The following is a 14,714-nucleotide window of genomic DNA, read 5'->3' as shown; positions in this document are numbered from 1 at the left end:
GCGGTGATGAATAATCCTCTGGTGGTTGCGCTGGCCTATGACGGCTTATGTACGTTTGAATTCGGCATTGCCGTGGAAATTTTCGGCCTTGCCCGCCCTGAAATGGGGGATGACTGGTATCACTTTGCGGTAGCGGGTGTCGAGCCGGGAGAGCTGCGCGCCACTGGCGGCATCCGGCTGATGGTCGACGGCGGGCTGGAATTGCTGGCGGAGGCCGGGACCATTATCGTTCCCGGCTGGCGGGGCGCCGATGTCCCGGTACCCGCCGCGCTGTGCGAGCAGCTGGTCGCCGCCCATCAGCGTGGGGCGAGAATTTTATCCATTTGCTCCGGCGTCTTTGTGCTGGCTGCCGCAGGGTTACTTGATAAGCGCCAGGCCACCACCCACTGGCGCTACACAGACCTGCTGCAACAGCGTTATCCCGCCATTCAGGTCACCCCTGACGTGTTGTATATCGATAGTGGTGATGTCCTGACCTCCGCCGGTAGCGCGGCGGGCATCGACCTCTGTCTGCACCTGGTGCGCCGGGATTATGGCAGCGTGGCGGCCAACCAGGTGGCGCGTCGGCTGGTGGTGTCCCCGCATCGTGATGGCGGCCAGGCGCAGTTTATCCAGCAGGCGGTGCCGGTCGCCTATGAAGGTCATCGGCTGGGCGCGCTGTTTGATTATCTGCTTGAAAACCTTGCCGCCCCACACAGCGTCGATTCCCTGGCAAAATTTGTCGGCATGAGCCCGCGCACTTTTCTGCGCCGTTTTGCGGCGACTACTGGCAAGACGCCTGCCCAATGGTTATTGCATGCTCGCCTGAGCCGCAGCCAGGATCTGCTGGAAAACAGCCAGCTGTCGATAGAACGGATTGCGGAGCAGGTGGGGTTTGGCAGCGTAGGGACGATGCGCCATCATTTCAGAAATCAGCTGGGGACAACGCCTGCGGCGTACAGGAGAGGGTTTGCAGAGCCAGCGGCATTACGAGGGGAGAGATTTAAGCCCGTATAATTTGAAAAGCTATCTTTTTGTATATAAAGTGTTAAATGTGATAAGGAGATGTTAAAGAGCAATCCAATAATATGTCAGGTAAAGGGTAAATGAAATTAATCATACAAATTCCCTGCTTTAATGAAGCTGATACACTTGCAATCACTTTGAATGCACTACCCAGACAGGTCGCCGGTTTTGATACGGTGGAATGGCTGATTATTGATGATGGCAGTACTGATGATACTGTCAACGTAGCCAGACAAAATGGTGTTGACCATGTCGTGAAACATGCAGCTAATAAAGGGCTAGCTAAAGCCTTTATGACCGGACTCGATGCATGTCTGAGCTTAGATGCTGGTGTTATCGTAAACACTGATGCAGATAATCAATATTCTGCTGAAGATATCCCATTATTAGTTGCCCCTATACTTGAACACCGCGCAGAGATGGTAATCGGTGAAAGACCTATTTCTACCATTGACCATTTTTCTCCTGTTAAAAAATATCTGCAAAAACTAGGAAGTTGGGTTGTCCGTGTGGCCAGTAATACCAATATTCCCGATGCACCAAGTGGATTCAGGGCTATGTCGAGAGCAACAGCACAAAAACTGATGGTTTTTAATGATTACACCTATACCCTGGAAACCATTATTCAGGCAGGCCAAAAAAATATCGCTATTACTTCAGTTTCAGTTCGGGTCAATGAAGACCTGCGGCCATCTCGTCTGGTAAAGAGTATTTCGTCCTATATTAAAAGAAGTATTATTACCATAGTCCGTATTTTTGTAATTTATCGTCCATTTCGGTTTTTTGGTGCTGTAGGGACAGTACTGTTTTCGGCTGGCTTCTTGTTAGGCATGCGTTTTCTCTATAAATATTTCACTGGCGATGGTGATGGCTATGTCCAGTCATTAATTCTGGCATCGATACTTATGGGAATGGGCTTCCAGACCATACTTGTAGCTTTTGTTACCGATCTTTTATCGGCCAACCGGAAACTTCTCGAAGACTTACGTTTCAAAGTTGCGCAGCTGGAATCAAGCCCGAATAATAAACCAGGGAATAATGATTAAGAACAGAGATATGAGGTGATTATGGGTTTCAAAGTTTCGGGTGGTAAGTCTGAAGACGGTATCGTATTCGGTAACGCTTATGACAAATATGGCTCTAAAAATCCCATTGTTAAATGGATGATGAATGGTTTTGACTCCTCTCTTGAAACTTTTGTATTACGAGCAAATCCAACAACGATTCATGAAGTCGGCTGTGGTGAAGGTTTTTGGGTCAATAAATGGAATGGCCAAGGGTTACAGGCTGTCGGCAGTGATTTTTCTCATGATGTAATCTCGTTAGCGCGAGAGAATGCGTTGGCGGCGGACCTTGCCCCTGATGTGTTTAATGCCAGGAGCATCTACGATCTCAAACCTGACGTTGACAGTGCTGACTTGATTGTCTGCTGTGAAGTGATGGAACATCTGGAAGATCCCGACAGAGCGATGAAGGTCCTGCAGACGCTGGTCAAACACTATCTGATCGTCAGCGTGCCACGTGAACCCGTCTGGTGCGCGCTGAACATGGCTCGTGGGAAGTATTTAAAAAGCTTTGGTAACACGCCTGGGCATATACAACATTGGTCAAAAAGCGCCTTTATAAAATTCACCGGTGAATTTTTCAAGGTAGTTGACGTGGCTTCACCCTTCCCCTGGACGATGTTGTTGTGCGTACCTTATGACAAAAAGTAAGCTAAGCAAGGTACTCAATATTGCAGGGAGTGTTATCGCACTCTTGAGTGTCCTGTTTGTGGTACACAGAATTACGGCGTATTGGACGCAGGTTCCTGCTGACACCTTCACGTTAAAACTACTTTTGCTGATCCTGATCCTGGCAGGCATCTATGGTGCCGCCAACCTCATCCTTGCCTCTGCCTGGCGCCTGTTGATGTTGGGGCTTGAGCAGGCCATTAGTTCCCGGATGGCAAACCGGATCTACGGCCTGACTCAGTTGGCCAAGTACGTTCCCGGCAATATTTTCCAGTTTGCCGGTAGGCAATTTCTGGCGATGTCTTACGGTTTCTCGGGGAAGGCAATTGCCAAAACGACTTTTCTGGAGTTACTGCTGTTAGTACTGACAGGGGCATTTTTTGTCTTATGGATGCTGCCCCTGTTATATCCGGCATTTAGTATCATCTATGGATTCATACTGTTCTTTGCTATCGCAGCATTAATAATGCTCGGTCTGATATGGCAGGAAAAGGGCAATTTCATTAACGTCGTCGCGCGATATTTCTTGTTTCTGTGTATTTCAGGCGGCGTTTTCCTATGTGTGCTGTATTCAATAATAGACAATGGCAACATCACACCTGCTCTGGTATTGCCTCTGATTGGGGCCTATATCATCTCATGGCTTGCGGGACTGGTTACGCCCGGCTCGCCTGCCGGAGTTGGTGTCAGGGAATTTTTGCTTATATTATTGTTGAAACCCTTCTTTGCCGAGGTTGATATTGTCCTGGCCGTCATCCTGAGCCGGATAACCACCGTTATCGGCGATTGCTTCTTTTACCTGTACTCTCTCTCGTTAAGATGATTACTATGAACAAACATAAAATCAGTATTGTTTGTATTGTTGTTTTTCTTTCATCACTCTTTCTGCTGCTGGGAGTAGGTTATTCAAAATCCTATCATCCCGGATTCTTCCCGGATGAATTTGCTCATATGGGATATGTGATTGATGTTATCAATAATCACTTTCCTGATTACAAAAATGGACTTATTTATTCAAGTAATAAGCTAAACTATCTCAACCATCCTGCATTATATTATATCATCGTCGGCGAGTTGGTGACTTTTCTGCATTTGCAAGATACATTTGCATATGCAGGTCGTTACGTAAATATGGTCGTTTCTGTAATTATAATTATATTGACATGTAAGATGATATACCTCGCTACCAAATCTACAATAGCTACTTTTGTAGGAGGGGCTTTTCTATTAACTATCCCTATGTTTGTGGTATTAGGTAGCGCAGTTAATAATGATCAAATAAACATACTCGGTTGCACATTGGTAATCTACGGATTACATGGTTTGATGAGGAGAGTCGGCGAAACTAAAATAATTACTTCAAATATTTTTTTAATTTGTTTAGGTGGCATTGTTGCTTCATTGAGCAAAGCAACAGGTTCATTAGCCATTCTATGCTTGCTTACATCAGTAGTTATTTTTAATTTTTACAACGTAATGCAGTTGATTAAAAAGATTCCGCTCAAGCAATTAATCTTTATAATATTATCAGTTGCAGTTGTGGTTTTTTATTTTACGTATGCTCATATAGTTTATGGTAAATTCTATCCTGCTCCTCAAAGCAACCCTGCAGTATGGTTTTTTATCGAACATCCGAATACTGAAAAAATGGATTTATCAGCATTTTTTCAGTATTTCTTCCGCAATAATTTTTTAAGCCTCATTTTACCCTATGGTCATGTACAATTTGCTGATAGTGAAATAAGAGTTGTCACATTAAAGATGATTTTATCTATGTCTGGCGTAATGGGGGGGTATGTCTTATTCAGGAAGCTTTTAAAGAAAAATGGCTATTTTAATCTTGAATTTTCTTTCATTGCCGCATTTGTATTGTTTTTGGGGCTGTACTTTTTTACTATCAGGCAATTACATATCAATACTGGCTATATTGGCGCAACGCAAGCCAGATACTTCTTTGGGTTTTTGCCTGTCATATCCTTAGTAATCGCTAAAGTAACATCTCTTATAAGTAATAAAATAATTAAAACCCTAGTATTAGCAGTGATGTTGGTTGGGTTGTTGACATCAATCTATCCCGCGCTAGTGAAGTTTTCTGAAATGCACATATGGAAGTCGAAATTTATTGTAGAACAACCACTCTACGATACAAATTATGGGTTTCTCACAAAAGGACGTACTTTTGATCAAATAATACTGGCTGAGTCAAAGTCTATTTATGGTGTTGAATTGATGCTGGCTACGTTTGCGAGAAAAAATCATGGCTATCTGACACTGGAGTTACTGGATAGCTCTGGAAAATCCATTGCCAGTAATACAGTGAAAATGGAACGTCTCAAGGATAATGCATATGTGTGGTTTGACTTGCACCACTCGGGTTTAATAGAAAACCAGCAGTATCGTTTACGTTTGAAATGTGATGAATGTACTCAGGATAATGCTATTACCTGGTGGGCATTTAAACAGGAATTTGAATCATCTGTTTTTTTACTTAACAGGTTCGGGCCTGCTACACGAAATATTTACTCCAGGGGAGAGGCCTACGTCGATGGTGCTCATGTGGGTGGAGCATATTCATTCCGCCTCTATTTCCAGTAGCATATCCACAATAAAAAATCCACGCAGGTGCGTGGATTCTTTGTCTGTTTAGCAGAGATTAAACGTTAAACAGGAAGTTCATCACATCGCCATCTTTAACGATGTAATCTTTCCCTTCTGCACGCATCTTGCCGGCTTCTTTCGCGCCTTGCTCGCCTTTAAAGGCAATAAAGTCTTCAAAGGCGATAGTCTGCGCACGGATAAAGCCTTTCTCGAAATCGGTGTGGATCTTACCCGCAGCCTGTGGCGCGGTCGCGCCAACAGGGATAGTCCATGCGCGCACTTCTTTCACGCCAGCGGTGAAGTAGGTCTGCAGGTTCAGCAGCTCGTAACCGGCGCGGATCACACGGTTCAGGCCTGGCTCTTCCAGACCCAGTTCAGCCATGAACTCGTCGCGGTCAGCATCGTCCAGTTCGGCGATATCAGATTCCACCGCAGCACAGACTGCCACCACCACAGAACCTTCGGCCGCAGCGATTTCACGCACTTTGTCGAGGTATGGGTTGTTTTCGAAACCGTCTTCGTTGACGTTAGCGATATACATGGTTGGCTTCAGGGTCAGGAAGCTCAGGTATTTGATTGCCGCTTTGTCTTCTTCAGTCAGGTTTTTCAGGGCACGCAGCATGCCGGCGTTTTCCAGCTGTGGCAGACATTTTTCCAGCGCAGCCTGTTCCGCTTTCGCGTCTTTGTCGCCGCCTTTGGCTTTCTTCTGCACGCGGTGCAGGGCGCGCTCGCAGGTGTCGAGGTCAGAGAGGGCCAGCTCGGTGTTGATAACCTCGATATCATCAGCCGGATCCACTTTGTTATTCACGTGGATGATGTTGTCGTTTTCAAAGCAACGTACAACGTGGCCGATGGCTTCGGTTTCACGGATGTTGGTCAGGAACTGGTTGCCCAGGCCTTCGCCTTTGGACGCGCCTTTCACCAGGCCAGCGATGTCCACGAACTCCATAGTGGTTGGCAGAATGCGCTGCGGCTTAACGATCTCCGCGAGCTGGTCCAGACGTGGATCGGGCATTGGCACGACACCGGTGTTTGGCTCGATGGTGCAGAACGGGAAGTTAGCTGCTTCGATGCCCGCTTTAGTCAGCGCGTTAAACAGGGTGGATTTGCCAACGTTAGGCAGACCAACGATACCGCATTTGAATCCCATTTCTGAATCACCTTAATGTCTTGATATTCAACACGTTAACATTAACGAGTCGAAGAAAAGTAAATAACTTTGCCTATTATACACGTAACCCGCAGCATGCGGGTCAAAAAAGGCGTCTCGCGCCGGTTATTGCGCTTTGAAAGCGTGCAGACGGTTGGTGGCCTTGGTTAAGCCATCCTGCAACCAGATTTCGGTGCAACGCGCCGCTTCGTCTACCGCGTCGTCGATCAGCTTCTGTTCCGAAGCCGGGGGCTTACCGAGGACAAAGCCGACAACTTTGTTTTTATCGCCCGGATGACCAATGCCGAGGCGCAAACGGTGGAAATTGGGATTATTGCCCAGTTTGCTGATGATGTCTTTTAGGCCGTTATGCCCGCCGTGACCGCCGCCGAGTTTGAATTTTGCCACGCCCGGCGGCAGATCCAGTTCGTCGTGCGCCACCAGGATTTCATCCGGATTGATACGGTAAAAGGTCGCCAGCGCGGCCACGGCTTTACCGCTTAAGTTCATAAACGTGGTCGGCACCAGCAGACGCACATCGGCTCCGGCCAGGTTAACGCGTGAGGTATACCCGAAGAATTTGGGCTCTTCGCGCAGGGGAGCGCGCAACCGCTCGGCCAGCAGATCAACATACCAGGCACCCGCATTGTGGCGGGTGGCCGCATATTCCGCGCCAGGGTTGGCCAGGCCGACAATCAGTTTAATCGTCACGTTTTTGTTCCTGAAAGTGCTAAGTCTGGCGCGTAGTGTACTGTCTGCCGGGTCGCTTGACAAAATTCTGCGCGCCGTTGCGTAGAAGATGAATAATACCGCCTTTGAACCATTAGAATTTCATGCTACTCAAAGGCTTATTTGTAAAGTTTTGTTGCCCCGATGTGCGTAAATGTGATCCCTGGCGCAATCAGCATAAGGGGTGTTGTCTATACTTTACACACAAGGATTAAGGAGATTATTCCCCTGCAACCCAAAGTTCCGGAGGTGACACATGAAACGCAGAAACGCTTCGTTACTCGGTAACGTGCTGATGGGGTTGGGATTGGTGGTCATGGTTGTTGGCGTCGGTTATTCCATTTTAAACCAGCTGCCGCAACTTGACCTGCCGCAATACTTCGCACATGGTGCGGTGCTGAGCATCTTCCTGGGTGCCGTATTGTGGCTGGCGGGTGCCCGCGTCAGCGGTCACGAGCAGGTCTGCGACAGATACTGGTGGGTGCGCCACTACGATAAGCGCTGCCGTCGCGATCAGCATAAGCACAGCTAATGTGCTAACCAATGAACAGCGAAACGGCTCCCTCTGGAGTCGTTTTTTTTTGCATCTCGTATTGACCCTCACGTAACGTAAGGCTCCAGAGTGACGCCACTGGCACAAGAAGGAGCTGTTATGTTAATTCAGGTCGGGGAACTGGCGAAACGCGCCGGGATCACCGTGCGCACCTTGCACCATTATGAGCAAACAGGGTTGTTGCTACCTTCTGCCAGAAGCGCGGCAGGTTACCGGCTCTACAATCTGGCCGATGTTCAGCGTCTGCATATGATTCAGGCGCTGGCAAAGGCGGGGCTGGAACTTGCTGAAATCAGGGACTTTCTGGAAAAAGATTCACTCTCGTTATCAGAGCTGCTCGAGGCACAAATCCGCCTGCTGGATAAGCAGGTGCGCAGCATTACCACGCTGCGCGACAGGCTTGTGGATTTGCGTACCGGGCTTGATACCCATGAGGATCTCGATCTGGAGTCCTGGTTACAGACTCTGGAGTTAATGAACATGTACGATCGCTGGTTTAGCAAAGAAGAGTTACAGCAGTTGCCGTTTGCACAGCACAAAGAGGCGCTGGCAGATATCTGGGCCGCTCTGGTTCAGGAGGCGAAAAGCCTGCTGGAGAATGACGTTGCGGTCACCGATCCCCGGGCGAGAGATCTGGCTACACGCTGGATGGCGCGTCTCGAGAAGGACACGGCGGGCAAACCGGAGTTTCTCACCCGTCTCAATGAGATGCACAGCGTCGAACCCCAGATGCGTGAGCAAACGGGGATCACGGCAGAGATGATGGATTACATTACCCGGGCCTTTGCCGAATCAAAGCTGAGCATCTGGCAAAACTACCTCACACCGGAGGAGATGGCCTTTACCCGGGCGCACTATTTTGATCGCATGATGGAGTGGCCGCCGCTGGTGGCGAAGCTGCACCAGGCCCAGACGGAAGACCTGGATCCCGCATCCGACGCCGCGCAGCAGCTGGCCGAAAACTGGCTGGCGTTGTTCCAGTCCTACGCGGGAACCAGCCCGGTGACGCAGCAAAAATTTCGCCAGGCGATGCAGCAGGAGCCGCATCTGATGAAGGGAACCTGGATGACGCCCGCTGTCCTTGAGTGGCTCCAGCAGGCGATCGGTATCATGATGCAGCGGCGAATGTCACAGATCCGCTAACGCTGCCTCGCGGTTCGGATAGAACGCCAGACGACCCGCAATGGGTTGCACCCCTGCGCGCGCCATGGTGCGCAGGGGCTGGAATTCGAGATTACTTACCCGCAGTTCACAGCCTTCCGGCAGGCGTTGCACAAAGCGCTGGAAGGCGTCCAGCCCGCCGGCATCCAGCACCGGAACCGCATCCCACTTCAGGACCACAATCCGTTTCCCGGCGATGCGCGACTCCAGCTCACTGAATAACCCTTCGGCGGCGGCAAAGAAGAGGGGACCGATCACCCGCAGCACCAGCACGTCGTCCGGCACTGTAACGTTAACCGTTGCCAACCGGGTCATGCGGGCAATGCGGCGCATAAACAGCAGCGAGGCCAGCACAATTCCGACGCTAATCGCAATCACCATGTCAAACAGCACGGTCAGCGACATGCAAATCAGCATCACAATGATGTCGTCCTTCGGCGCGCGGCGCAGCAGGTTCACCACTTTATGCGCCTCGCTCATGTTCCACGCCACCATCAGCAGCAGGGCCGCCATTGCCGACAGCGGGAGCCACGAGAGCAGGGGAGCCAGCACCAGCAGAGCGAGGATCACCAGCACCGAGTGAATCACTGCTGAGACCGGAGATGTCGCCCCGGCGCGCACGTTCGCCGCCGAACGGGCAATGGCCGCCGTGGCGGTGATGCCGCCAAAAAACGGGGCGATAATGTTCCCCAGCCCCTGGCCGACCAGCTCGCTGTTGGCTTTGTGTTTGGTGCCGGTCATGCCGTCCAGCACCACTGCGCAGAGTAACGACTCAATCGCCCCCAGCATCGCCATCGAAAAGGCGGCAGGCAGCAGGGCGCGCAGGGAGTCCCAGCTCAGGGTGAAGCTGGAGCCAGGCAGATTCCACGGTAGTATCAGTTGGGGCAACAGCTGCGGGATGCCGTTACCCTGGGAGCCATCCGCCAGCACATAGTGGAACTGCGAGCCGATAGTGGCGACGTGGCCGCCCAGCAGGTTCACCACTCCCATCACCCCACAGCCCAGCAGCAGGGCGGGCAGATGCCCCGGCAGGCGGATGCCCAGTCGCGGCCAGAGGATCAGCGTGCCCAGCGTCACCACGCCGATCGCCGCATCCCCCGGGTTTGCCGTTGGCAGCGCCATCGCCAGCGCACCCACTTTTTGCAGGTAATGTTCCGGAACATGGGCCATCTGCAGGCCAAGGAAATCCTTGATCTGCATGGTCCCGATGGTGATGCCGATCCCGGAGGTAAAGCCCAGGGTCACGGAAAGCGGAATGTACTCAATCAGCCTGCCAAAGCGCGCCAGGCCGAACAAAATCAAAAATACCCCGGACATCAGGGTCGCCACCAGCAACCCGGCGAGGCCGAACTGCTGGGAAACCGGATAGAGGATCACCACAAAGGCGGCGGTCGGCCCGGAGACGCTAAAACGCGACCCGCCGGTCAGGGCGATCACAATCCCGGCAACGGCGGCGGTGTACAGACCGTATTGCGGTGCCACACCGCTACCAATCGCCAGCGCCATTGCCAGCGGAATAGCAATAATGCCGACGGTGATCCCGGCGATCAGGTCACGGGTGAAGCGTGACAGGGTATATTTTTCGTTCCAGCAGGCGTCGATGAGGGCGCGGAAGGGCAGAACGTGAGAGGAAGCGTTTTTCACAATCATCATCCAGGTGCGCATCATCTGTCATATCAATGGCAGGTGAAGGAGGCATTAATCATACAAATAAATACCACAGACAAAAAAACCCGCCGTAGCGGGTTTTCAGACTGCGTCCGATTAGTGTTCGAACATTGCAGAGATAGATTCTTCGTTGCTGATACGACGAATCGCTTCGGCCAGCATCCCGGACAGGGTCAAAGTACGCACGTTTGGCAGCGCTTTGATTTCGTCACTCAGTGGGATGGTGTCACACACCACAACTTCATCAATGACGGAGTTGCGCAGGTTGTTCACTGCATTGCCGGAGAAGATCGGGTGAGTCGCGTAAGCGAATACGCGTTTAGCACCACGCTCTTTCAGCGCTTCGGCGGCTTTGCACAGAGTGCCGCCGGTGTCGATCATGTCGTCAACCAGCACGCAGTCACGGCCAGCAACGTCACCGATGATATGCATCACCTGAGAAACGTTAGCGCGTGGACGGCGTTTGTCGATGATCGCCATGTCGGTATCGTTAAGCAGTTTGGCGATAGCGCGTGCGCGAACCACGCCGCCGATGTCCGGAGAAACCACAATTGGGTTATCTAGGTTCAGCTGCAGCATGTCTTCCAGCAGGATTGGGCTGCCGAATACGTTATCAACCGGAACGTCGAAGAAGCCCTGGATCTGCTCGGCATGCAGGTCAACCGTCAGAACGCGGTCAACGCCAACACTGGAGAGGAAATCAGCGACAACTTTAGCGGTAATTGGCACACGTGCGGAACGGACGCGACGGTCCTGACGGGCATAACCAAAGTAAGGAATAACAGCAGTGATACGGCCAGCGGAAGCACGGCGCAGGGCATCGACCATGACAACCAATTCCATCAGGTTGTCGTTAGTTGGAGCACAGGTGGACTGGATGATGAAAATATCACCACCGCGTACATTTTCGTTAATTTGTACGCTGACTTCGCCATCGCTAAAGCGACCTACGGCGGCGTCGCCAAGAGAAGTGTACAGGCGGTTGGCAATACGTTGTGCTAGTTCCGGGGTGGCGTTACCAGCAAAAAGCTTCATATCAGGCACGAGAAGAACCTCAGGCATGCGTCCAGTGGTGGATAGTTCGCCGTAAACTGTGCGGGCCAGGCGAATGCTATCCAGGCGGTGTATTAAAGAGCGCGATGCAACGTCTGGAACAGGGTGACGTTGTCACCGAAACTCAGGTTGCGCCAGAATGGCCTGCTGCAGCGGGGAGACGTTCATACCACGCGCTACGAAACCATGCAGCCACTCTGGAGCCAGCTCGAGCACCTGACGTGCAGCGGATTCCGTATCAAATTCAGCAAAGACACAGGCCCCTGTGCCAGTCAGGCGCGACGGCGCGTATTCTAACAGCCAGGAAAGCGCGACATCAACCTCGCGAAAACGTTTTCTTGCGATAACCTCGCAATCGTTGCTGAATTCACAGTTTAATAACGTTTCTATTGACCTTATTGGGGTATCGCGCGGAAGGTCAGGATCTTTAAAGATAACCGGGGTCGGAATACTGACGCCCGGGTGGGCCACCAGATACCATTTTTCTGCGGGGTCGACCGGAGAGAGGATCTCGCCCACCCCTTCAGCAAAAGCGGCATGTCCGCGGACAAAAACCGGCACGTCGGCCCCGAGCGTAAGCCCGAGCGCGGCCAGCTCATCCACCGTAAGATCGCAGCCCCACAGATGGTTCAACACCACTAGCACGGTGGCGGCGTTAGACGACCCGCCGCCGAGCCCGCCGCCCATCGGCAAACGTTTTTCCACGCTGATATCCGCGCCGCTGCCCGCCGGCAAACGGCCGGAGCATTGCGCGGCGCTCATCAGCAGACGGGCGGCGCGCACGATCAGGTTATCCTCATCGGCCACGCCTTCGACCGGCGTCAGGAGACGGATCTGCCCGTCATCGCGCAGTTCAATGGAAATCGTGTCGCCGTAGTCAACAAACTGAAACAGCGTCTGCAGGGTGTGATACCCGTCAGCACGCTGTCCGGTGATATATAAAAACAGGTTCAGTTTCGCGGGCGAAGGCCAGTGGGTCATCATTTGACAATCCAGTTATCCATCTTCAGCTTAATGCGCTGGCTGCCTTCGGTCAGCTCCAGGCTGGATGGCAGGGCCGGTTTGCTGTTGCTGTCGTAGCCGCCGTAGACCACTTTCCAGCTTTTACCGTTCTGGCTGTAGTTCACTTCGCTGAGGCGATACTGGTCATCGAGTTTATAGTCGGTGGCGTCACCCGGCAGACCGAGGATCCACTGGCGCAGGCTGGTGATTGGAATAGGCATCCCGGTCAGCTTGCCGATCATCTCTTCGGCATCGGTGCCGGTGTATTTCTTGCCTTTATTGTCGGTAACTTGTGCGCTGCCAGGCTGGGCAATCAGCTCCATTTCCGTGCTGCCAAGCGGGTTCAGCAGCAGCAGGCGGTAGCGATCCTGGCCGGTCTGCTGCCAGAAGAAGCGGGCGTACACTTTCTGCTGATCGGACAGATAAGCAAAGGCGCCGCGGGTTTGATACTGGTTTAACGCACGCACCTCTTGCTGGTGCTGGCGCCACTGTGGCGAATCGGGGCTTTTGCCCGGCCCTTTCGGCGGCGTAATGGAACATGCGGTCAGCACCAGCGCGGCCAGGGGCAGCAGGCGAATCAGTCTGGTCATAATGATGGCAAATCCTTGAGATACGTGGCAGTTATATCGCTTAATGCTAGCGCCCGCATGCCGCAGCGTCTACGCTCATATTGTCTTAAATCATGAAATTAGCGTGGGGCACCTATTACTCCGAAAGGGGGCGGTCTCTTTTATTGATCTCGCGCATCCTGTATGATGCGGCCTGCTAACCTTATTAACGCTGGTACTACTCCCGCTCATATGACCCTTTTAGCACTCGGTATTAACCACAAAACAGCCCCGGTATCACTGCGAGAACGTGTGACGTTTTCGCCGGACACGCTCGACCAGGCGCTGGAAAGTCTGCTTGCCCAGCCGATGGTGCAGGGGGGCGTGGTGTTGTCAACGTGCAACCGTACTGAGCTCTATCTCAGCGTTGAAGAGCAGGACAACCTGCATGAAGCGCTGGTCCGCTGGTTATGCGAATACCACAATCTGAACGAAGAAGAGCTGCGCAACAGCCTGTACTGGCATCAGGATAACGATGCGGTCAGCCATCTGATGCGCGTGGCCAGTGGTCTCGATTCGCTGGTGCTGGGCGAGCCGCAGATCCTCGGCCAGGTGAAAAAAGCCTTTGCCGATTCGCAAAAAGGCCACCTCAAGGCCAGCGAGCTGGAACGTATGTTCCAGAAATCCTTCTCCGTCGCCAAGCGAGTGCGAACCGAAACCGACATTGGCGCCAGTGCCGTTTCGGTTGCCTTCGCTGCCTGTACCCTGGCGCGACAAATCTTTGAATCGCTCTCCACGGTCTCGGTACTGCTGGTGGGCGCGGGCGAAACCATCGAGCTGGTGGCGCGCCATCTGCGCGAACACAAAGTCAAAAAGATGATGATCGCTAACCGCACCCGCGAACGTGCCCAGGTGCTGGCGGATGAAGTGGGGGCGGAAGTGATCGCCCTCAGCGACATCGACGCCCGCCTGAGCGAAGCGGATATCATCATCAGCTCTACCGCCAGCCCGCTGCCGATCATCGGCAAAGGCATGGTGGAGCGCGCCCTGAAATCCCGCCGTAATCAGCCGATGCTGCTGGTGGACATCGCCGTTCCGCGTGATGTCGAGCCTGACGTCGGCAAACTGGCGAACGCCTATCTCTACAGCGTGGATGACCTGCAAAGCATCATTTCGCACAACCTTGCCCAGCGTAAAGCAGCAGCGGTGCAGGCGGAGACGATCGTCGAGCAGGAAACCAGCGAATTTATGGCCTGGCTGCGCGCGCAAAGCGTCAGCGAGACCATTCGTGAGTACCGCGGTCAGGCGGAACAGGTCCGAAATGAACTGACTGCCAAAGCGATGGCGGCCCTCGAGCAGGGCGGCGATCCGCAGGTCATCATGCAGGAACTGGCATGGAAACTGACCAATCGCCTGATCCATGCCCCAACCAAATCACTTCAACAGGCCGCCCGTGACGGGGACGACGAACGCCTGAACATTCTGCGCGACAGCCTCGGGCTGGAATAGCGCGC

At 52.5% G+C, this 14,714-nt stretch carries 14 protein-coding genes; 8 read left to right on the top strand and 6 right to left on the bottom strand.

Annotated elements, in window-relative coordinates; genetic code table 11:
- Positions 1 to 6 precede the first annotated feature (6 nt).
- The 5 genes from ftrA (at position 7) to G7090_RS13255 (ending at position 5,333) form a co-directional block, all read left to right on the top strand.
- Positions 7 to 996, top strand: coding sequence for a transcriptional regulator FtrA (gene ftrA / locus G7090_RS13275; RefSeq protein ID WP_166182734.1), 990 nt, complete (start codon positions 7 to 9; stop codon positions 994 to 996).
- Between the two features lie 89 nt (positions 997 to 1,085).
- Positions 1,086 to 2,051 carry a glycosyltransferase family 2 protein gene (locus G7090_RS13270; RefSeq protein ID WP_166182733.1) on the top strand — a complete coding sequence of 322 codons (966 nt, stop codon included), beginning with the start codon at positions 1,086 to 1,088 and terminating at the stop codon, positions 2,049 to 2,051.
- A gap of 21 nt (positions 2,052 to 2,072) precedes the next feature.
- Positions 2,073 to 2,720 (top strand): bifunctional 2-polyprenyl-6-hydroxyphenol methylase/3-demethylubiquinol 3-O-methyltransferase UbiG, encoded by a 648-nt coding sequence (locus G7090_RS13265; RefSeq protein WP_166182732.1) that lies wholly within the window; start codon positions 2,073 to 2,075, stop codon positions 2,718 to 2,720.
- On the top strand, positions 2,707 to 3,561 hold the full coding sequence (locus G7090_RS13260) for a hypothetical protein (protein ID WP_166182731.1): 855 nt from the start codon (positions 2,707 to 2,709) through the stop codon (positions 3,559 to 3,561). Before G7090_RS13265 ends, G7090_RS13260 begins: the two co-directional genes overlap by 14 nt.
- Positions 3,562 to 3,566: 5 nt before the next feature.
- Complete coding sequence (locus G7090_RS13255) at positions 3,567 to 5,333, top strand: hypothetical protein (RefSeq protein ID WP_166182730.1); 1,767 nt, start codon at positions 3,567 to 3,569, stop codon at positions 5,331 to 5,333.
- Positions 5,334 to 5,391: 58 nt separating this feature from the next.
- Here G7090_RS13255 and ychF read toward each other — a convergent pair whose 3' ends face one another.
- Both ychF and pth read right to left on the bottom strand, forming a co-directional pair.
- Positions 5,392 to 6,486, bottom strand: coding sequence for a redox-regulated ATPase YchF (gene ychF / locus G7090_RS13250; protein WP_106993224.1), 1,095 nt, complete (start codon positions 6,484 to 6,486; stop codon positions 5,392 to 5,394).
- 126 nt (positions 6,487 to 6,612) lie between these two features.
- Positions 6,613 to 7,197 carry an aminoacyl-tRNA hydrolase gene (gene pth / locus G7090_RS13245; protein ID WP_106993223.1) on the bottom strand — a complete coding sequence of 195 codons (585 nt, stop codon included), beginning with the start codon at positions 7,195 to 7,197 and terminating at the stop codon, positions 6,613 to 6,615.
- Positions 7,198 to 7,471: 274 nt separating this feature from the next.
- On the opposite strand from pth, the gene ychH reads away from it, so the two are divergent.
- Both ychH and G7090_RS13235 read left to right on the top strand, forming a co-directional pair.
- Positions 7,472 to 7,747, top strand: coding sequence for a stress-induced protein YchH (gene ychH, locus G7090_RS13240; RefSeq protein ID WP_106993222.1), 276 nt, complete (start codon positions 7,472 to 7,474; stop codon positions 7,745 to 7,747).
- 120 nt (positions 7,748 to 7,867) lie between these two features.
- Positions 7,868 to 8,911 carry a MerR family transcriptional regulator gene (locus G7090_RS13235; RefSeq protein WP_166182729.1) on the top strand — a complete coding sequence of 348 codons (1,044 nt, stop codon included), beginning with the start codon at positions 7,868 to 7,870 and terminating at the stop codon, positions 8,909 to 8,911.
- On the opposite strand, the gene dauA is transcribed toward G7090_RS13235, so the two are convergent.
- The 4 genes from dauA to lolB form a co-directional block, all read right to left on the bottom strand.
- A complete protein-coding gene (gene dauA, locus G7090_RS13230; RefSeq protein WP_166185320.1) occupies positions 8,897 to 10,573 on the bottom strand; it encodes a C4-dicarboxylic acid transporter DauA in 1,677 nt (558 codons plus the stop codon). The two genes, G7090_RS13235 and dauA, sit on opposite strands and share 15 nt — an antisense overlap.
- Before the next feature lie 120 nt (positions 10,574 to 10,693).
- Complete coding sequence (gene prs / locus G7090_RS13225; protein ID WP_003856663.1) at positions 10,694 to 11,641, bottom strand: ribose-phosphate diphosphokinase; 948 nt, start codon at positions 11,639 to 11,641, stop codon at positions 10,694 to 10,696.
- A 123-nt stretch (positions 11,642 to 11,764) separates the two neighbouring features.
- Positions 11,765 to 12,634: a 4-(cytidine 5'-diphospho)-2-C-methyl-D-erythritol kinase gene (ispE, locus tag G7090_RS13220; protein ID WP_166182728.1), complete on the bottom strand. Its 870-nt coding sequence runs from the start codon at positions 12,632 to 12,634 to the stop codon at positions 11,765 to 11,767.
- Positions 12,631 to 13,242, bottom strand: a complete 612-nt coding sequence (gene lolB, locus G7090_RS13215) for a lipoprotein insertase outer membrane protein LolB (protein WP_106993219.1) — start codon at positions 13,240 to 13,242, stop codon at positions 12,631 to 12,633. The genes ispE and lolB overlap by 4 nt, the downstream gene beginning before the upstream one ends.
- Positions 13,243 to 13,452: 210 nt before the next feature.
- Here lolB and hemA point away from each other — a divergent pair, with 210 nt between their 5' ends.
- Positions 13,453 to 14,709 carry a glutamyl-tRNA reductase gene (gene hemA / locus G7090_RS13210; RefSeq protein WP_106993218.1) on the top strand — a complete coding sequence of 419 codons (1,257 nt, stop codon included), beginning with the start codon at positions 13,453 to 13,455 and terminating at the stop codon, positions 14,707 to 14,709.
- Positions 14,710 to 14,714 lie beyond the last annotated feature (5 nt).

The sequence above is a fragment of the Leclercia sp. 29361 genome (assembly GCF_011290365.1).
GTDB lineage: Bacteria > Pseudomonadota > Gammaproteobacteria > Enterobacterales > Enterobacteriaceae > Enterobacter > Enterobacter tamurae.
Note: the sequence above shows the minus strand (reverse complement) of the source record. Positions and strands in the feature narration are given on the sequence as shown.